We start from the raw sequence: 17,919 nt of genomic DNA on the forward strand, positions 1-17,919 counted from the left end.
TTGGTTCCTCCTTGAATGGGGTGGGCTTACTGGCCGGTGGAGCCGAAACCTCCCGCGCCCCGCTCGGTCTCGTCCAGCTCGTCCACCAGACGGACCTGGGCCTGAACCACGGGAGTGATCATCAGCTGGGCGATGCGGTCGCCGGGGCTCACGGTGTAGTCCTCCTTGCCGGAGTTCTGAAGGCCCACCATCACCTCGCCCCGGTAGTCGCTGTCAATGACGCCCACGCAGTTGGCGGGGGCCACGCCGTGCTTGATGCCCAGGCCGCTGCGGGCAAAGACCAGAGCCACATAGTCCGCGGAGGGCAGGGCGATGGCAAGACCGGTGGGGATGACGGCCCGTCCCCCGGCGGGGATGGTCACCGCCTCATCCACACAGGCGTGGAGGTCCATGGCGGCGGAGCCGGGGGTGGCGTAGAAGGGAGCGGGAATCTCCCGGCCGATTTTAGGGGAGAGGGCTTTGATTTTCAGTTCCATAGTTTGGTTCCTCGCAGTGTTTATAAAATCAGGAGGGAGAGGCCGGTTGGGCCGGCTCTCCGGACTCCTTTGCGGCGGCACGCATGGCCCGCCAGGTTTCAAACAGGTTTTCGTGCTCCACTGAGCGGGGCTCAAAGCGGAGGCACTTGAACACCAGGTCCATGATGATGCCATTGCCCAGAATGGTGATGACGGTGCCCAGTCCCGGGGGAACTCCCAGCAGAATGCTGGCCACCAGAACAGCCACCAGCAGCGCGATATTGATAAGGCCGATGGACACCCGGGGGATGCGTTTGCCCAGGGCCACCAGCATGGCGTCCCGGGGCCCGCAGGACAGCCCCTGCTTCATGTAGAAGTAGGCCCCCACAAACATGATGACCAGACCCACCAGCATCAGCACCAGCTGCACCGGCAGAGAATCGGACACCGGTACCCACCCGGTCCAGGTGAAGAAGTCGATGGACCAGCCCACCACCAGGGCATCCAGAATGGTGCCCAGGCCGATGGGCTCCCGCAGCAGCAGGTCCAAAGCGATGACCAGCAGGGAGATGAGGATGGAGGCGTTGCCGAAGGTCCAGCCGATGTGGTCGGCCACGCCCTGACTGAGGGCGTTCCAGGGGGACAGGCCGATGTTGGCCTGAATCTGCAGATAAGTGCCAAAGCCGTAGACGGCAAGGCCGAAGGCGGCCAGAAGGGAGCGCTTACCCCGGTCCCGGAGCAGCCGGACCAGGGGAGGGGTGCAGTGCATGGAAAACGACCTCCCGATTTCAGTTAAAATGTTCCATACAGGGGACTTTATTCCACATCCCGGTAGTAGAGACCCCGGGTGTACTCATTGGGCTGGTAGGAGCCCCGTCCCAGGTAGCGGTCCAGCACCTGGACACACTCCGAGGCGTTCTCGGTGGTGAAGTGAAGCCGTCCGGCCCACAGACCGGCCCGCTGCCAGTCGTTCCACTTATCGGCCAGGAAGAGCTTTTTGCTGTTCAAAATCTCATTGCGGCAGCCCCAGGCCTTCACCACGGGGAAGCGCTCCCCCTTCCGGTCCACCAGCAGGTTCACGTTCCCGCAGGTGTGCTGGCCGGAGCGGTTATAGACGATGCAGTTTTCCGTAATCATCAGGGGCAGCCGCCCGTATGCGATGAACTCCAGGGGAATGGCCTTGGACAGGTCACGAATCTGGGCCAGCTTCAGCTCGAAGGAGGCGGTGGCGGACACAAAGCCCATGCGCTTTAATTCCTTCAGGCTCTGGCTGTTGTACACTCCGATGCCAAAGTCGGACCGCACCCGGAAGCCCAGGCCCATGGCCCGCCGGGCCACGCCCAGGGTGCCGGCCAGGGCCTCCTCCACCCCCAGCTTCCGAAGGGCCACCAGGGCGTCCTCCAGCGCCTGGGTCTCCCCGTCGGAGCAGATCCGGGGCAGCAGGGCAGCCACGGGGACCCCCGCCTTGCGGCAGCGCTCCAGAGCCTGGGGATTCTCCGCCGTCTCCTGGGCGGGGAGATAGATGAGCGCCGGCTTGCGGGAGAGAAGCTCACCGCTGAGCTGGCTGAGACTGCTGAGGGAGACGGTGATCTGGGGGGGCTCCTTCTGGTTTTCGTACCGCACGCCGGGGCGGAAGGGCTCTGTCCGGCGCTGGGGCAGGGCCACCCGCTGGGCGGACAGATCGTCCAGCACCTGTCGCCGCAGGGCATTGAGGGCAGACAGGGGGAGGGACAGGCCGTCGGACACCCGGGCCAGGGCCTTCTCGCACACATAGGGGGTGCCTCCGGTGCGCTCAAGCTGACCCTCCACCTTTTCCCGGGTCAGAGGGACGTTCCGGGCCTCCTCGGGCACCGGGCCCTCCGCCTGGGCCACGTGACCCTCCTTGTCCTGGGCAGCCACCTGGGCGGGCTGACCCGGCTCAATGAGGGCGTAGAAACGCACCGGCTCCTTCCGGTGCTCCCCGTTTTCGTAGGTGGCCCGGGCCTGGGCAAAGAGCTCCCGGGGCTCCTTCTCCTCCTGGCGTATCCCGAACATGTCCGGGCCCTTTTTCCCCAGGAAGTAGCCGTCGGTGAAGCCCTGGCGGGAGAAGGCCTGTTCCAGGGCGCGGAGCTCCTCCGCCGTGGGCTCCCGGCCCTCCCGGATGGCCCGGGAGTAGACCCCGGTGACGATGGCCACATACTCCGGCCGCTTCATCCGGCCCTCCAGCTTGATGCACTTGACCCCCATCTCCTCCACCTCCTTGAGGTGGCCGGCCAGGGACATGTCCTTGAGGGAGAGAGGGTAGCTGTCGGCCTTGTTGCCCCAGCCGTACTTCAGCCGGCAGGGCTGGGCGCACAGACCCCGGTTGCCGCTCCGCCCGCCGATGACGGAGGAGAAGAAGCACTGGCCGGAGTAGCACATGCACAGGGCGCCGTGGCCGAAAATCTCAATTTCCACCGGGGAGTTCCGGCAGATGTAGGCGATCTGGTCCCGGCTGAGCTCCCGGGAGAGCACCACCCGGGTCATGCCCAGATCGGCGCACAGCTTCACCCCGTCCAGGGAGTGGACGCTCATCTGGGTGGAGGCGTGGATGGGCAGGTCGGGGGCCGTCTGGCGCACCATGCGGGCCACGCCCAGGTCCTGCACCAGCACCGCGTCCACGCCGATGGCGCTGGCGTGGGCGGCCACCTGGGCCGCGCCGGGCAGCTCTCGGTCGGTGAGCAGGGTGTTGAGGGTGAGGTAGACCTTGCACCCTCTCAGATGGCAGTAAGAAACCGCCGCCGCAGCTTCCTCATCCGTGAAGTTCTTCGCGTTGCGGCGGGCGTTAAAATCTCCGTATCCAAGATAGACCGCATCGGCGCCGTTCTGCACCGCGGCGGTGACCGACTCCATGGAGCCGGCGGGGGCGAGAAGCTCCAGCATGGGTGTGACCTCCTGGCGTGAATGAAAGCGGGGCGGCAGCCGCCCCGTCTCTCTTTTACTTCCGGTTCTGCAGCTTGAAGATCTCCCGCTTACACTCGGACACCTCCGCCTTCAGGCGGCTGGCCTCCTCCAGGCTCTCCTTCAGCTGGCGGCGCAGGTTCTCCGAGGCCTCCTGCTCCTTGAAGTACTGGTCGGCAATGTTCATGGCCGTCAGCACGGCGGCGTCGGCCTGGGACAGGCGGCTGCCGGACAGCTCCCGAAGCTGGCTGTCCACGTGGGCGGCGCATCTATGTACGTAGGCCTCATCCTCCACGGCTACCATGGTGTACTCCTGGCCGGCGATGGTGACCACCACTTTGTTCTTCATGAGAACTCCTCCCCTTATCTCTGTCAGTCGTGGGTGGGCGCAAAAACCCAACTTACTCATCATTATACCACAGGGGGGCACATTTGAAAAATAAATAATCCATGAATTTTTTGCTTTTTCCAACTGGTTTCCCGGCAAAAGGGGGAGGGGAGAGGGCAGGGGGAATTTCCTGTTTACGGGGGGCGAAATTTGCGGTAAAATATGCGGAGAAGCGCGGAGGCGAGCGGAGCAGCGTGGATGGACCGGAGCGAGGGCGAGCGGAGGGCCGCAGGGCGGCCCAGAGACCAGCCCGAGTCGGAGGGAAGCCACGCGTCGCGCAGCCGCCGCAGCGTGACAACGGAGAAGCGCGGAGGATAGCCGTGCAGGGGAGATAACGACAGAGCGGATGCCGGCAAACCAAGAAGACGCGTGCGCCTTCTGTTTGGCGGCGGAGTCGGCGGCGTTATCGACCCGGCCGCGCGGCCAATCCGCAGCGTGACAACAAAGAAGTGCGAAGAACAGACCCACAGAAATTGCTTGAGAAAGGAGGCGGGGCCCATGCCCCAGACCATGCTGCCGGGCAGTCTTCTGGCCATGACGGGCCAGACGGCGGACCGGCTGATTCAACTGGACAGCGGCGACGCGGCCCTGCTGTACCTTTACCTGCTGCGCAGGGGGGACCTGCGGGGGCTCAGCTGGCCGGAGGCGCGGCTGCGCCCCGCCCTGGAGAGCCTTCGGAAGGTGGGCCTGGCCCCGGCGGAGGAGGCCCTGCCCGATCCGGAGCCTCAGGAGACGCCCCCGCCGGAGTACTCCACCGCCGACATTACCGACGCCCTGGAGGACGGGCAGAGCCCCTTCTCCGCCCTGTGCGACGCGGTGGAGCACCGCCTGGGCAAGCGGCTGTCGGCCAGCGATTTAAAGAGCCTCTATACCCTCTATGACCACCTGGCCCTGCCCGCTGAGGTGATTTTGATGCTGGTGGGCTGGTGTACCGAGGAGATGGAGCGGAAATACGGCGCCGGGCGCAAGCCACGCCTGTCCCAGATCAGCCGGGAGGGCTTTGCCTGGGCCCGCCGGGGCATCGACACCATGGAGCGGGCGGAGGCCCACATCCAGCGCCTCACCCGGCTTCGCAGCCGGGAGGGGGAGGTCCTGCGCCTTCTGGACATCCCCCTGCGTCCTCTGGTGGAGCGGGAGCGCACCTACATCGCGGCCTGGGACGAGATGGGCTTTGACGACGAGACCATCCGCCTGGCCTACGAGAAGACGGTACTGAAGAAACAGTCCATGGACTGGAGCTACATGAACGGCATCCTCCGCCGCTGGCACGAGAAGGGGCTGCACACCGCCGCCGCCGTCCGGGCGGGGGACCGGGACCCCAGGCCGGTGCAGGCGGGGGGGCAGCAGCGTCCCGCTCCCGCCCCTGCGGGGGAGGAGCGCCGGGCCCGGGAGGATATGGACCGCATGCGCCGCATGCTGGAGCGGATGAAGCAGGAGGAGGGAACATAAGCCCATGGCATACGACGCAAACGTGCTGCGCCGGGCGGTGGAGCAGCTGGAGGAGCGGCGCCGGGCCCGCGGGGACCGGCTGGAGCGCCTGCGGGCGGAGGTCTACGCCAAGGAGCCCAGGCTGGAGCGGCTGGACAAGCAGCTCCAGGGCACCATGTCCCAGCTGGTGGCCGCCGCCCTGCGCCAGGGGGAGGACCCGGCCAAGGCGGTGCGGGACATCAAGGAGCGCAACCTGGACCTGCAGCGGGAGCGGGCGGTGCTGCTGGGGGCCATGGGGCTTCCCGAGGACGCCCTGGACGATAAGCCGGAGTGTCCCCTGTGCCGGGACACGGGCTGGCAGGGGGCCAAGATGTGCCAGTGCCTCCAGAAGCTGTGCGCCCAGGAGCAGATCCGGGAGCTGTCCAAGCTGCTGGACCTGGGGGAGCAGTCCTTTGACTCCTTCCGTATGGACTATTATAGCCAGACTCCATGGCCCGGACGGGGCGCCTCCCCCCGGGAGAACATGGAGCTGGTGTATGAGGTGTGCCTGAACTACGCCCAGAAATTCGGCCGCTTCTACTTCAAAAACCTGTTTCTGTCCGGGGCGCCCGGGCTGGGCAAGACCTTCCTGTCCGCCTGCATCGCCCGCACCGTGTCGGAGAATGGCTTCTCCGTGGTGTACGACACGGCGGGCAACATCTTCGCCCAGTTTGAAGCAAGAAAGTTCCAGCGGGACAGCGACGACGGCCGGGAGGCTAAGGACGAGACCCGCCGGTACCTCAACTGCGACCTGCTCATCCTGGACGACTTGGGCAGCGAGCTCACCACCCAGTTCACCCAGTCCGCCCTCTATGAGCTGGTGAACACCCGCCTGGTGGCGGGGCGGAACACGGTCATCTCCTCCAACCTCACCCTGGAGGAGGCCGCCCGGCGTTACTCGCCCCAGATTTCCTCCCGCCTGGAGGGGGAGTACCATGTGCTCCACTTCTTCGGGGACGACATCCGGCTCTTGAAGAAAAACCGCCTGTGAGGGCGGAAACCCCTTGAAAAATCCCGGGGAGAGCCTTTTCGGCCCCGGGGAATCTGTGCTACAATGAGAAAAAAGCCCGGGGGTCCTGCCCGCCGGGAACACTATATCCGACCGCGGAGGAACCATCTATGCCCTATGCCATTCTCGCCCTGGTTCTGGTGGGCGTTGACCAGCTGGTGAAGTACCTGGTGCTCACCTATATTCCCCTGGGGGCCCATGTGCCCTTCATCCCCTACCTGGTGGAGCTGACCTACGTGAAGAACACGGGGGCCGCCTTCTCCCTGTTCAATCAGCATACCTGGCTTTTGACCCTCGTTTCCCTGGTGATGTCCCTGGTGCTGGCCGCCGCCCTGTGGAAGGGCTTCTTCCGCCACCCCCTGGGGCGGGTGACCCTCACCCTGCTGCTGGCGGGGGCGGTGGGTAACCTCATCGACCGGGCCTTCCGGGGCTTTGTGGTGGACATGTTCAACGTTCTGTTCATGAACTTCGCCGTCTTCAACGTGGCGGATATCTGCGTGGTGGTGGGCGGCATCGCCGCCGCCCTCTATTACCTGTTCCTGGCGGGAAAGCTGGAGCCCGGATGGAAGGACGGAGGGGACCATGGAAACAAAGACGCTGACCGCTGACCAGGCGGGGGAGCGGCTGGACGCCTTCCTGGCCAGGAGCCTCCCCGATCTCACCCGGTCTGCCGCCCAGCGCCTTCTGGAGGAGGGGGCGGTAACCCTGGGGGGGAAGCCCGCTAAAAAGAACACCAAAACCGCCCCGGGGGATGTGGTGGAGGTCACCCTCCCCGAGCCCCAGCCGGTGGAGGTGGTCCCCCAGAACATCCCCCTGGACATCGTCTATGAGGACGCCGACGTCATTGTGGTGAACAAGCCTGTGGGGCTGGTGGTTCACCCCGCTCCCGGCCATCCGGACGGAACGCTGGTCAACGCTCTGTTATATCACTGCGGAACATCACTCTCCGGAATCAACGGGGAGCTGCGCCCCGGCATCGTCCACCGCATCGACCGGGACACCTCGGGGCTCATCATTGCGGCAAAAAATGACCGCGCCCATCTGGCCCTGTCCGCCCAGCTTCAGGACCACACCCTGGCCCGGGTCTACGAGGCGGTGGTGGTGGGCAATCTGCGGGAGGACAGCGGCACGGTGAACGTCCCCATTGGCCGCCACCCGGTGGACCGGAAGAAGATGGCCATTGAGCCCCGGAACGGCCGAGCGGCGGTGACCCACTGGCGGGTGCTGGCCCGTTACCCGGGCTATACCCACGTGGAGTGCCGGCTGGAGACGGGGCGCACCCACCAGATAAGGGTGCACATGGCCTCCATCGGCCATCCCCTCCTGGGGGATACGGTGTACGGCAGCAAAAAGCCCTGGCCGGGGCTGGCGGGGCAGTGCCTCCACGCCCGGAAGCTGCGCTTTCTCCACCCCTCCACCGGGGAGCCGGTGGAGGTGGAGTGTCCGCTGCCTGACTGGTTTGAGAAGGTCTTGAAGCAGCTGGACCGGTAATGAAAAAAGAAGAGGCCCGGCACGGGGAGCGCTCCCTGTGCCGGGCTTTTTTATGACCACCGCCGGAGAGAGGCGGAGTGCTGTTTATCGGGCGGGATAGCGGACGGTGGCGGCCCGGAGCTGGCGGGTCACCGTGTCGCACAGGTCGAAGTAGAAGCGGAGGTAGGCAGTTTTAGCCTCCCGCTCTTTCTGCTGCTGGGCCAGATACTGCCGCCAGTGGGCACACTGTTTGTGGCATCCGGTTTGAAAATTGGGACATTGACCCTGACAGGGAAGCATAGGCGGTTCCTCCTTCTAGGTCGGGAGCGGCGCGGGGGCCGGCCCCGTGAGCTACATTCAGCATAGCACATGGAAGGAGAAAATGCCGTCTCATTGAGGTAAAATGGAGATAAAATCTGCGTACAGCCTTGGGGCAAATATGATTTGCTTGCCCGAGGGGCGGGGGGATGGTACCATGGGAGCAGAAAAGGAGGGGGGCATTATGAATCCCATTGCCGTCAACATCAAACATCTGCGCCGGGAGAAGGGGCTCAGCCAGGAGCAGTTTGCCCAGGCGCTTCACGTCACCCGACAGACCGTGTCCGCCTGGGAGCGGGGCGTGTCCCAGCCGGGGCTGGACACCCTGGGGGAGATGGCCCGGGTGCTGGAGGTGGAGCCGGAGCGGCTTCTCTACGGCGGGGCGGGGAAGAAGGGACCCGTCTACCGCAGTGTGTCCTTATGGCCGGTGCTGGGCATCATCCCTCTCTTTTACGTCATGGTGTTCTGGATTTTGCCCCTGCTGCTGAGCCTGGTGGTAGGGACCTTCACCGATACGGCCTTTCTGCTGGGCGGACAGCTCTTTCTGGCCATTGTGGTGGTGTTTTGCTACTGCTCCCTGAAGGACGAGATCCGCAACCGGGAGTACTACCAGAAGGAGGACGAGGAATCCGAAGGGGAGGAATAAAAAAGCCCTCCTGCAAGGAGTTCCGCCGCCCGCAGGCGGCGGAATAAATTTTAAGTATGTCATTTCCGGCGACATGTGCGTCGGAAATGACACCTCTCACGCAAGATGGGCCGACTTTTCCGTACGGAATCGAGGCCTATCTTGCGTGCAATCTTTCTCAAAAAAGTGGCTGTGCCACTTTTTTGACCATCAGCGGATGACAATATTTTCAGAGATCTCGCACAGGGCCTGGGCGGCCTCCATGTCGAAGCGATGGCTGCGGGCCAGGTCGGACAGGGAGATCATGCCCACCAGCTTACCCCGGTCCACCACGGGCAGCCGCCGCACCTGCTGCTGGGCCATGAGGCGGGTGGCCTCCCGGCAGTCGTCCTGGGGAGTGACGGTGGCGCAGCCCCGGGTCATAATGTCCCGCACAGGGGTCTGGGCGGGGTCCTCCTCCGCCGCCACGCACCGCAGCACAATGTCCCGGTCGGTGACCATCCCCCGAAGCCGCCCGTCGCTGGCGCACACAGGCAGGGCGCCCACGTTGTGCCGGCTGATGAGCCGGGCGGCCAGGGCGCAGGAGGAGCCCGGCTCGATGGAGACCACGCTGGGGTTCATCAGGTCCTTGATTTGCATGTAAAAAACCGCCTTTCCGGTAAAATCTGGTTTTTTCAGTTTGCCCGGAAGGGCGGCGGTTTATTCCGGTGGGGGCTAGTTCAGCAGCAGGTCCAGATCCTCCACCGTCAGTCCGGGCTGGAGGGCCAGGCTGATGCCATAGCCAATGATGTGGGAGAGGTCGGATACCTGGCTGTCGATGTCCTTGGGAGTGACCAGCAGGGAACCGCCATCCCCCAGGGGCGGCAGGTCCTCCGCCCCCGTGAGGTCAGCGGCCAGCGTGGCTCCGTCCACCACCGTGGGCACCCCCACAGCGATGACCGGCACCCCCAGGCTCTCACGGTTGAGCCCTACCCGGTGGTTGCCCACCCCGGAGCCGGGGGTGATGCCCGTGTCGGCCAACTGCACCGTGCGGCACAGCCGGTCCAGGGAGCGGGAGGCCAGGGCGTCCACGGCGATGACGCAGGCGGGGCGGATGTCCTCGCACACCGCCTTTGCCACCTCGCCGCTCTCCATCCCCGTGTTGCCCAGCACCTCCGCCGCCAGAGAGGCCACCGGCCGGAAGGAGCCGAAGTGCTCGGGCATCTGCCGCACCAGGTGCCGGGTGACCAGGGTGCGCTCGTGGACCTTGGGGCCGATGGCGTCGGGGGTGATGGCCCGGTTTCCCAGCCCCACCACCAGCACCAGGCCGTCGGGGGCCACTCCCTCCAGAAGGCGCTCCAGCTCTCCGGCCACCGCCCGGGCCGCCCGGCCGAAGATGTCCTCCTCCCGCCGGGCCACCCCGTCCAGGGTGAGGGTCACGTAATTTCCCCGGGGCTTGCCCAGGGCCTGCTCTCCCTCCTGGTCCAGGATGCGCACCGTGGTCACCGGGATTCCCTCCCGGTTTCCCTCCTCCGCCGTCACCCCGGGCAGGCGGGCGGCCTGTCCCGCCCCCTCCTGCCACAGCTCCCTGGCCTCCACCGCCAGGTCTGTCCGCCTGATTTTCATGATGGTTCCCCCTTCCGGCCAGCCATATCTTGTGGCCAAAGCCCATGGTTTCCCCTATTTTTAGCCCGCAGGAAAAAACTATCCCAATCCCTGAGATTTTTTCAAAAAAACAGTTGATTTTTTTTGAAGAGGATGGTACAATACGTATCTGCACAGGCGTATTGTGCCTGAATTAATCGATGAATCATCGGAGGAGGTGTTTGGTTTGCCCAATATCAAGTCTGCCAAGAAGCGTGTGCTGGTGTCCGAGACCAAGGCCGCGCAGAACAAGGCCGCGAAGTCCGCGCTGAAGACCGAGCTGAAGAAGTTTGACGCCGCGGTGGCGGAAGGCAACCGCAGCGAGGCCGATATCGCTTACAAGGTGGCCGTCAAGGCGGTGGACAAGGCTGCTGCCAAGGGTCTGCTGCATAAGAACAATGCCGCGAACAAGAAGAGCAGCATGACCATCAAGCTGAACAAGCTGGCCTGAGCTGAGAAGGATTGAAAGCCGTCTGTGTAACAGACGGCTTTTTCCATACCCTCGACAAAATCCGACCCCATTCCCCAGGAAACGACCGCACCGGAAGGAGGCGCGACCATGCTCAAACGGATGTTAGACCTGCCCCCCGTCTCCTTCGTGTGGGAGGTGTGGGATACCTATAACCGGGTGGGCGTGCCCCGGTCCGCCGCCGCCCTGTCCTATTTCCTCATCCTCACCCTGTTTCCCCTTCTGATGTGCGTGAACTTTTTCATCGGCCTCTTTCACCTGAATCTGGAGCAGGTGGTGCAGGCCCTGGACCAGGTGCTGCCTGCGGGGGTGCTGTCAGTCATCTCCGATTATCTGAGCTATGTGGGGGGCATTCAGTCCCCGGCCCTGCTGGCGGCCAGCCTCTTTACCATTCTGGTCTCCGCCTCGGCGGGACTGCGCACCCTGTTTCTCACCATGGATGAGCTGTACAGCGTGCGCCGGGACAACGGAGTTCGGCGCATTGTGCTCAGTGTGGTGCTCTCGCTGCTCTTCCTGCTCACCGTCTACCTGTCTGTGGTGGTCATCTTCACGGGCGACTGGTTTTTCGGCTTCCTTCGGGCCAATATGCCCCCGCGGCTCATTGAACTGATGCCCCTGGAGGTGCTGGAGGTGCTGGGGGACTTGTGGCAGTGGATGCGGTATCTGCTGCTCTTCTGCTTTGTGCTGCTGCTGGTGCTGGCTATCTACCGGGTGGGCACCCCCAGAAAGGCCCTGGGCCGGGGTGCCGTGCGGCTGTCCGCCCTCTTTACCGCCCTGGCCATGGTGGCCTGCTCGGTGCTCTTCTCCTGGTTTATTGATATGTCCTCCCGGTACGCCCTGGTGTACGGGTCGCTGGCCTCCCTGATCATTCTGCTGGTGTGGCTCTATTTCTGCGGCAACATCCTGCTGCTGGGGGCCGTGACCGGGCGGGTGTTCAGCCGCCGCGTGGAGGAGCGGGAAAACCCATGATTTTTTTGCGGGATCGCCCCTGGGCGGTCCCGCTTCGTCTTTCCAAACGGGTGGAAACATGGTAAACTGAAGGAACAGAACCGGTAACGGATTCCGCCTGCCTTTTGGCGGGCTTTGTGCGAGGTGGCACTATGAACGACAAGCTGATTCGACAGATCAACGGGGACATTGCCCAGGCCCTCAGCCAGCGGCACCCCGCTTTTCTCTCCGGCCGCCGATCCCCCCGATCCCTGCTGAAGGAACCGGTGTGGGTGGAGGGGCTGTCTGCCCTGTTCCCCATCCGGGAGCGGCTGACCTGCGCCCAGGTGCTGGAGGTATGCCGACCCCTGCTGGGCCGGGTGTGCCTGGGGGAGCCGGAGGGGGGCTGGCTGGACTACTGCGGGCAGTACATCAAGAACATGATGTTCCCGGGGAGCGGCTTTGACCCCGGCCAGCCTGCCTTTGGGGACGGAGCCATTTTATATCTCACCGTGCTCCAGATCCTGCTGGACCAGGAGCGAGCTGCCCTGCCCTTTGATCCGCTGATGGACATTCAGTTCCTCCCGGAGGAGGAGTATGTCCTCTGCGACCACGCCTGGGAGTACCGCCGGCTGTTGAAGTGCTGGCGGGAGGAGTTTGTCTATGAGCTCATGCGCCTGGGCCTGGAGCTGTCCCCCTACAAGACCCTGTGTCACATCGCGGGCGTCCACTATGTGGCCATGACCGCCGCCCGGGGCCTGGCGGAGGCGGGGGAGGAGGTAGACCTGGCCCTCATCTCCGGGGCTGCCGCCGCCCACGACGTGGGCAAGTTCGGCTGCCGGCCGGGGGAGCGGGTGCCTTACCTCCACTATTACTACACCGACCAGTGGCTCACCGCCCGGAAGATGGAGGGTATCAGCCACATCGCCTCCAACCACTCCGTGTGGGATCTGGAGCTGGAGTCCCTGTCGGTGGAGTCTCTGCTGCTCATCTACGCCGACTTCCGGTCCAAGCAGGCCCGGGACGAGGCGGGCAATGAGATTACCGTCCTCTACCCCCTGGACGAGTCCTTCCAGGTGATTTTGTCCAAGCTGGACGACGTGGACGGCAAGAAGCGCCGCCGCTACGAGCTGGTGTACGGCAAGCTCCACGACTTCGAGGACTACATGCGCCGGCTGGGCGTGGACGTGGAGCTCACCGGTCAGCTTCAGCCCCCCGCTCCGGTGAAGGACCCGGCCCTTATGAACCCGGAGGAGACGCTGGAGAGCCTCATCCTCCTCTCCGTGGAGCACAACCTCCGACTGATGCACCTGCTGTCCAACGAGCAGAAGTTCGGCAACATTATTGAGGCCGCCCGCTCGGTGAAGAGCTGGCAGCAGCTGCGGGCCTACCTCAACGTCTTCGGCGAGTACTTCACCTATCTGTCCGTGCGCCAGAAGACCCAGGCTCTCTCCTTCCTCTACGAGCTGCTGGTCCACCGCGAGGGCGACATCCGCCGTCAGGCGGGCAGCCTCATCGGCCAGATCATCGCCCGCTTCCACATGGTCTACCGCAAGGAGGTTCCCGCCGACGCCCAGAACGACCCGGCGGAGGAGGTGCCCTTCACCCTCTGGGGACAGTATCTGGACCGGATCATCTTCCCCGACCACAAGACCACCCCCCAGCAGCGCTCCCACATCGCCTACACCCTGAAGCTGGTGGTGGGCTCCATGCTGGAGCACGCCCGGCCGGGGGACATTCCCCGCTTCCTGGGGATTTTCCTCAGCTACTTTGACCACCCGGAGGCCACCACGCCCGACACCGCCTTCACCCTGCTGGACGCGGTGCGCTATCTCCCGCCCCAGTACTACGGGGAGGAGACCAGAAGCAAGCTCATTGAGTTTGCCGCCTGCTTTGTGCAGTGCGGGGAGCTGCGGTTGTGTACCGCCGCCCTGGAGTTTTTGCTGGAGGCCGCCCGGGCTCTGCCCGCCGACCACCCCCAGATGGCCCGCATCGCGGAGATCGCCCGGGGGATAGAGACCGAGCAGCTGACCACCATCTTCCTCAAGTGCCGGGTGCTTCGCCAGGCCGGGGAGGACGTGAGCGCCATTGAGCAGACCCTCTACCAGATGGACATCACCAGCGAGGTGTTCCTGGACAACCTGAAGATCGCCACCCCCTGGATCGTGAAGGTGGCGGGTGTGGAGCTGCTGCGGGACCAGGTGGAGCACGGGCTGAAGACCCACATCCTCCACATTGCCACCCATTTCTCCAACCTGGTCAAGGTGTCCGAGCGGGTGGTGGTGCGGCAGACCGCCGGCGCCGCCCTGGTGCGCACTCTGGAGCTTCTCCGCCGGGACCAGCGCAACGAGGTGGTGGTGGAGCTGGGCAAGGGCCTGGAGATGGGCCAGTACGAGATTTCCAAGTACATTCCCCAGTACCTGGGCCAGGCGGCCCTATACCTCCACCCCAGCGAGCTGGACGAGCAGGTACTGTGGCTCAAGGGGCTGCTGGGCTCCTCCAGCGACTCGGCGGTGGCCGGAGCGCTGAACACTGCCGGGGTGCTGCTCCAGTACTACCCCACCTACCGGGGGCGCTTCTCCGAGTCGGAGGAGCACTTTGAGGCCCGCCGCCAGGACCTGCTGGGCCTGCTGCTCCAGGGGCTGGCCCACTACCGGGAGGCGGTGCGCCAGGAGGCTCTGCTGGTCATCGGCAAGCTGCTCTTCGAGGCCCCGGTGCTGAACATGGAGGAGAAGGGGCGGCTCTTCGCCCTCTGCTACCGCAAGCTCCTCTTCCTGGTTCAGGAATCCCCGGGCAAGGACAGCCTCACCTTCTTCTACCGGGCGGCCGCTCTGGCCCACATCAACCGCTTCATAGCCCTGCGGCGGCTGGACCACGGCCCCTTCACCTTCCCCACGCCGGAGAAAATTGCCTTCTTCCCCGGCACCTTCGACCCCTTCACCCTGTCCCACAAGGGTATTGTCCACGCCATCCGGGATCTGGGCTTCGAGGTCTATCTGGCGGTGGACGAGTTCTCCTGGTCCAAGAAGGCCCAGCCCCACCTCATCCGGCGGCAGATCGTCAACCTGTCGGTGGCGGGGGACTTCCATGTCCACCTGTTCCCCGACGACGTCCCGGTGAACATCGCAAACCCCGCGGATTTGAAGCGGCTGCGCGCCCTCTTCCCGGAGCAGGAGGTCTATATCGTGGCGGGCAGCGACGTGGTGGCCAACGCCTCCTCCTACAAGGCCCTGCCCCAGCCCTACTCCATCCACCACATGAACCACGTGATCTTCCGTCGGGCGGGGGATACCGCTCTGCCCCGGAAGCTGCCCATTGACGGCAAGGTCATCAAGCTCCAGCTCCCGCCCCACCTGGAGGACATCAGCTCCACCCGCATCCGGGAGAACGTGGATTTGAACCGGGATATCTCCACCCTGGTGGACCCGGTGATTCAGGACTTTATCTATCAGAACGGCCTCTACCTCCGGGACAGCCAGGACAAGGCCCTGCTGTACGCCGGGGAGCTGTCCTTCCGGTGGGAGGAGCAGCCTGACGAGCTGCTGGTGGCCCACCTCACCGCCGGCCAGAGCGACTGCGAAACCGTCCGGGCGGCCATCGCCCGCCAGGGAGACCAGATTCTGGTGCTCAGCCGTGTGGCCCAGGAGGAGCAGCAGCTGGGCTATGTGAGCTACCGCCTGCTGTCCACCTCCCAACTTTTCGAGGCCCTGGGGGACCACCAGCTGGCAAACCGCATCCGCCTGCGCTCGGCGGGCAACGTGCTGCTCATCACCGGATTGTCCGCCGACACCTCCGACCGGCATAAGGACTACGCCCAGCTGCTGCTCAGCGAGCTGCTGGCCCGGGCCCTGGAGCAGGAGTGCGTCTATGCCGTCTTCATGCCCCATGACCGCCGCCTCACCCCCCAGCAGGAGGACGTGCTCTCCCGCCAGGGCTTTGTGGCCAAGGAGGGCTCCGCTCCCATCCGAGAGGTGGATATGCACACCCCCACCGTCCTCATTCAGAACCTGGAGACCACCATTCAGGAGCCTCTGTGCCGCAATAACCGGGTGCTCTCCGCCATTGACCGGGGCCACCGGCGGCTGCAGATGGCCATGACCGGGCTGTACCCCGGCTGTTTGGTGCTCACCCTGTCCGCCGACGTCATTCACCACCGGCTGCTGCAGAAGATCACTGCCTACAACTGCGTGCCCTCCGTGCCCACCAACCCCCGCATCCTGGGCGAGAACATGTGCGTTCCCTTCGGCAAGCTGCTGCGCGGTAAGATCGTCCCCAATACCGTCACCAAGACCATCCACACCGACAAGGTGTACTCGCCTGACCTGAAGGAGAATACCATCGAGGCGTTCCCCTACTATAGCCCCATTCCCAGCCAGATCCGCACCATCAAGTCCTTCAACCGTCCGGTCATCCTGGTGGACGATCTGATGCACCCCGGCTTCCGTATGCGCACCCTGGACCCCATCCTCCGCCAGGAGGATGTGACCATCCGCATGGTGCTGGTGGGTGTTTTGTCCGGCTACGGCAAGGACCTGATGCAGTCCTGGAACCGGCCGGTGGACAGCATCTATTTCCTGCCCCGGCTGCGGCAGTGGTTTGTGGAGTCCACCCTGTACCCCTTCATCGGCGGCAACACGGTCCGGCGGCCTACCTCGCCGGTGCCCGGCCTGCTGCCCGGCATCAACCACATCCTGCCCTACGCCGCCCCACAGTATCAGGAGGAGTGCGGACGGGAGGCGGTGTTCCAGCTCTCCCGAACCTGTCTGGAGTGCTCCCACGATGTCATCTCTACCCTGGAGCAGGAGTACCGGGTGCTCTATGGCCGGAACCTGACCCTCTCCCGCCTGTCGGAGGCAGTCATTCTGCCCCTGTGTCCCGATAAGGGCACCTGCCTGCACTACGACCCCAACCTGTCCGCCTCCGTCTATCTGGAGAACGATCTGGAGCAGCTGCTGAGACAAAATTTGTGATTTTTTAAGGAATTTAAATACGGGATGTGATATTCTGATGTATTATTACGATTATAAGGGAGCAAACCTGGTTTCCCTGACCCCCCAGGAGGGGCTGGGCGCCCCGGTGGAGCCCATTTCCTCCAGCCGTCTCTTCGCTCTGGTGGGGGGAGACCCAATGCTGGGCCGCGGCTCCTTCAAGGTGACCCACCCGGGCCAGCTGGCCAATCCCAACGGCCTGGAGGTACTGGACGCCTCTCGTTTGCCCGACACCCAGGTGGACGAGGCGGTGTCCGCCGCCATCCGTGAGGGCCGCCTCACCGCCGTCAATCAGAACCGGACGGGGTGGGAGGAACTGCTCACCGCCGCCCCCAAAACTGGGAAGAAGCGGGTCAACATCCTGGCCATCGGAGACGTGGGCTCCACGCTGCTCACCGGATTGAAGCTGCTGGGTGGGGACGTCATCTCCTCCATCGGCATCTGTGACCTCTCCGACCAAATCACCGCCCGGTGGGAGTTTGAGATGGGCCAGATCAACCTGCCCTGGAACTACGACGCTTTCCCCGAGGTGGAGGTGGTCAAGCCGGAGCAGCTCTTTGACTGCGACCTCTTCGTCTTTGTGGCCTCCAAGGGCATTCCTCCCGTGGGCTCCGACGTGAAGGACGTGCGGATGTACCAGTTTGAGAATAACGCCAAGATTGTGGCCCACTACGCCAAAATGGCCCGGGCGGCCCGGTTCCAGGGCCTGTGGTGCGCCGTGTCCGACCCGGTGGACCCCCTGGCCAAGACCGCTTACCTGGAGAGCAACAAGGACGAGAACGAGAACTTTGACGGCAAGGGCTTGCGGCCCGAGCAGGTGCAGGGCTTCGGCCTGGGGGTGATGAACGCCCGGGCGGCCTACTTTGCCAAGCGGGACCCCCGTCTTTCCTCCTTCCTCACCGAGGGGCGCTCCTTCGGCCCCCACGGCACCGGCCTCTTTATTGCCAACTCCCTGGAGCACTACGACGAGGCGCTGTCCCAGGAGCTCACCCACCTCACCGTCACCGCCAATCTGAAGATGCGGGAGATCGGCTTCAAGCCCTATGTGGCCCCCGCCCTGTCCTCGGGCGCCCTGTCCCTGCTGCTCACCCTGCGGGGGGAGTGGCACTGCGGATCGGTGTTCCTGGACGGCATCTATATGGGCTGCAAGAACCGCTATACCCCCGCCGGGGTGGAGACCGAGCTGCTGCCCCACATCCCTGAGCCTCTCTTCGGACACATCCGGGAGGCGGCGGACCACCTGAAGGCCGTTCTGTAAGGG

Annotated in this window: 16 protein-coding genes; 9 read left to right on the forward strand and 7 right to left on the reverse strand. The window is 64.5% G+C overall.

The window, feature by feature from the left end; genetic code table 11:
- Positions 1 to 26: 26 nt before the first annotated feature.
- Genes dut through DWX58_RS10020 form a run of 4 tightly spaced genes read right to left on the reverse strand, consistent with a single transcriptional unit; the run spans position 27 to position 3,723 of the window.
- Positions 27 to 476: a dUTP diphosphatase gene (dut, locus tag DWX58_RS10005; protein ID WP_118643494.1), complete on the reverse strand. Its 450-nt coding sequence runs from the start codon at positions 474 to 476 to the stop codon at positions 27 to 29.
- A gap of 28 nt (positions 477 to 504) precedes the next feature.
- Positions 505 to 1,224: a hypothetical protein gene (locus DWX58_RS10010; RefSeq protein WP_118643496.1), complete on the reverse strand. Its 720-nt coding sequence runs from the start codon at positions 1,222 to 1,224 to the stop codon at positions 505 to 507.
- Between the two features lie 47 nt (positions 1,225 to 1,271).
- Positions 1,272 to 3,356, reverse strand: a complete 2,085-nt coding sequence (locus DWX58_RS10015) for a DUF3656 domain-containing protein (RefSeq protein ID WP_118643498.1) — start codon at positions 3,354 to 3,356, stop codon at positions 1,272 to 1,274.
- Positions 3,357 to 3,411: 55 nt separating this feature from the next.
- Positions 3,412 to 3,723, reverse strand: coding sequence for a cell division protein ZapA (locus tag DWX58_RS10020; RefSeq protein ID WP_118643501.1), 312 nt, complete (start codon positions 3,721 to 3,723; stop codon positions 3,412 to 3,414).
- Positions 3,724 to 4,260: 537 nt separating this feature from the next.
- On the opposite strand from DWX58_RS10020, the gene DWX58_RS10025 reads away from it, so the two are divergent.
- From DWX58_RS10025 to DWX58_RS10040, 4 genes are all read left to right on the forward strand, one after another.
- Complete coding sequence (locus DWX58_RS10025; protein ID WP_118643503.1) at positions 4,261 to 5,211, forward strand: DnaD domain protein; 951 nt, start codon at positions 4,261 to 4,263, stop codon at positions 5,209 to 5,211.
- Between the two features lie 4 nt (positions 5,212 to 5,215).
- The gene (locus DWX58_RS10030; protein ID WP_118643505.1) at positions 5,216 to 6,220 is read left to right on the forward strand and encodes an ATP-binding protein; all 1,005 of its coding nucleotides are present in this window, start codon (positions 5,216 to 5,218) and stop codon (positions 6,218 to 6,220) included.
- A gap of 128 nt (positions 6,221 to 6,348) precedes the next feature.
- A complete protein-coding gene (gene lspA / locus DWX58_RS10035) occupies positions 6,349 to 6,846 on the forward strand; it encodes a signal peptidase II (RefSeq protein ID WP_118643507.1) in 498 nt (165 codons plus the stop codon).
- Positions 6,821 to 7,729, forward strand: a complete 909-nt coding sequence (locus DWX58_RS10040) for an RluA family pseudouridine synthase (RefSeq protein ID WP_118643509.1) — start codon at positions 6,821 to 6,823, stop codon at positions 7,727 to 7,729. The genes lspA and DWX58_RS10040 overlap by 26 nt, the downstream gene beginning before the upstream one ends.
- 84 nt (positions 7,730 to 7,813) lie before the next feature.
- On the opposite strand, the gene DWX58_RS10045 is transcribed toward DWX58_RS10040, so the two are convergent.
- Positions 7,814 to 8,008, reverse strand: a complete 195-nt coding sequence (locus DWX58_RS10045; RefSeq protein WP_118643511.1) for a hypothetical protein — start codon at positions 8,006 to 8,008, stop codon at positions 7,814 to 7,816.
- A gap of 202 nt (positions 8,009 to 8,210) precedes the next feature.
- On the opposite strand from DWX58_RS10045, the gene DWX58_RS10050 reads away from it, so the two are divergent.
- Complete coding sequence (locus DWX58_RS10050; RefSeq protein WP_118643513.1) at positions 8,211 to 8,672, forward strand: helix-turn-helix transcriptional regulator; 462 nt, start codon at positions 8,211 to 8,213, stop codon at positions 8,670 to 8,672.
- A 189-nt stretch (positions 8,673 to 8,861) separates the two neighbouring features.
- Here DWX58_RS10050 and DWX58_RS10055 read toward each other — a convergent pair whose 3' ends face one another.
- Together DWX58_RS10055 and gpr are read right to left on the reverse strand one after the other, a co-directional pair.
- Positions 8,862 to 9,290, reverse strand: a complete 429-nt coding sequence (locus tag DWX58_RS10055) for a CBS domain-containing protein (protein ID WP_118643515.1) — start codon at positions 9,288 to 9,290, stop codon at positions 8,862 to 8,864.
- A 75-nt stretch (positions 9,291 to 9,365) separates the two neighbouring features.
- Positions 9,366 to 10,256 carry a GPR endopeptidase gene (gpr, locus tag DWX58_RS10060; protein ID WP_118643517.1) on the reverse strand — a complete coding sequence of 297 codons (891 nt, stop codon included), beginning with the start codon at positions 10,254 to 10,256 and terminating at the stop codon, positions 9,366 to 9,368.
- 205 nt (positions 10,257 to 10,461) lie between these two features.
- On the opposite strand from gpr, the gene rpsT reads away from it, so the two are divergent.
- The 4 genes from rpsT (at position 10,462) to DWX58_RS10080 (ending at position 17,916) form a co-directional block, all read left to right on the forward strand.
- Positions 10,462 to 10,725 carry a 30S ribosomal protein S20 gene (gene rpsT / locus DWX58_RS10065; RefSeq protein WP_118643519.1) on the forward strand — a complete coding sequence of 88 codons (264 nt, stop codon included), beginning with the start codon at positions 10,462 to 10,464 and terminating at the stop codon, positions 10,723 to 10,725.
- Positions 10,726 to 10,833: 108 nt separating this feature from the next.
- Positions 10,834 to 11,712, forward strand: a complete 879-nt coding sequence (locus DWX58_RS10070) for a YihY/virulence factor BrkB family protein (protein WP_118643521.1) — start codon at positions 10,834 to 10,836, stop codon at positions 11,710 to 11,712.
- Between the two features lie 131 nt (positions 11,713 to 11,843).
- A complete protein-coding gene (locus DWX58_RS10075) occupies positions 11,844 to 16,640 on the forward strand; it encodes a cytidyltransferase-related domain protein (RefSeq protein ID WP_118643523.1) in 4,797 nt (1,598 codons plus the stop codon).
- 37 nt (positions 16,641 to 16,677) lie between these two features.
- Positions 16,678 to 17,916 (forward strand): lactate dehydrogenase, encoded by a 1,239-nt coding sequence (locus tag DWX58_RS10080; RefSeq protein ID WP_118643525.1) that lies wholly within the window; start codon positions 16,678 to 16,680, stop codon positions 17,914 to 17,916.
- The last annotated feature ends 3 nt before the right edge of the window (positions 17,917 to 17,919 follow it).

This window comes from Pseudoflavonifractor sp. AF19-9AC (assembly GCF_003478995.1).
In the GTDB taxonomy this organism is placed as follows: Bacteria; Bacillota; Clostridia; order Oscillospirales; family Oscillospiraceae; genus Lawsonibacter.

Excerpts from the sequence above, each read along its gene's own strand:
- DWX58_RS10040 (WP_118643509.1), top strand. The coding sequence starts at position 6,821 with ATGGAAACAAAGACGCTGACCGCTGACCAGGCGGGGGAGCGGCTGGAC.
- DWX58_RS10050 (WP_118643513.1), top strand. The coding sequence starts at position 8,211 with ATGAATCCCATTGCCGTCAACATCAAACATCTGCGCCGGGAGAAGGGG.
- dut (WP_118643494.1), bottom strand. The coding sequence starts at position 476 with ATGGAACTGAAAATCAAAGCCCTCTCCCCTAAAATCGGCCGGGAGATT.
- DWX58_RS10025 (WP_118643503.1), top strand. The coding sequence starts at position 4,261 with ATGCCCCAGACCATGCTGCCGGGCAGTCTTCTGGCCATGACGGGCCAG.
- DWX58_RS10070 (WP_118643521.1), top strand. The coding sequence starts at position 10,834 with ATGCTCAAACGGATGTTAGACCTGCCCCCCGTCTCCTTCGTGTGGGAG.
- DWX58_RS10045 (WP_118643511.1), bottom strand. The coding sequence starts at position 8,008 with ATGCTTCCCTGTCAGGGTCAATGTCCCAATTTTCAAACCGGATGCCAC.
- DWX58_RS10080 (WP_118643525.1), top strand. The coding sequence starts at position 16,678 with ATGTATTATTACGATTATAAGGGAGCAAACCTGGTTTCCCTGACCCCC.
- DWX58_RS10075 (WP_118643523.1), top strand. The coding sequence starts at position 11,844 with ATGAACGACAAGCTGATTCGACAGATCAACGGGGACATTGCCCAGGCC.
- DWX58_RS10015 (WP_118643498.1), bottom strand. The coding sequence starts at position 3,356 with ATGCTGGAGCTTCTCGCCCCCGCCGGCTCCATGGAGTCGGTCACCGCC.
- DWX58_RS10020 (WP_118643501.1), bottom strand. The coding sequence starts at position 3,723 with ATGAAGAACAAAGTGGTGGTCACCATCGCCGGCCAGGAGTACACCATG.
- gpr (WP_118643517.1), bottom strand. The coding sequence starts at position 10,256 with ATGAAAATCAGGCGGACAGACCTGGCGGTGGAGGCCAGGGAGCTGTGG.
- DWX58_RS10055 (WP_118643515.1), bottom strand. The coding sequence starts at position 9,290 with ATGCAAATCAAGGACCTGATGAACCCCAGCGTGGTCTCCATCGAGCCG.
- DWX58_RS10010 (WP_118643496.1), bottom strand. The coding sequence starts at position 1,224 with ATGCACTGCACCCCTCCCCTGGTCCGGCTGCTCCGGGACCGGGGTAAG.
- DWX58_RS10030 (WP_118643505.1), top strand. The coding sequence starts at position 5,216 with ATGGCATACGACGCAAACGTGCTGCGCCGGGCGGTGGAGCAGCTGGAG.
- lspA (WP_118643507.1), top strand. The coding sequence starts at position 6,349 with ATGCCCTATGCCATTCTCGCCCTGGTTCTGGTGGGCGTTGACCAGCTG.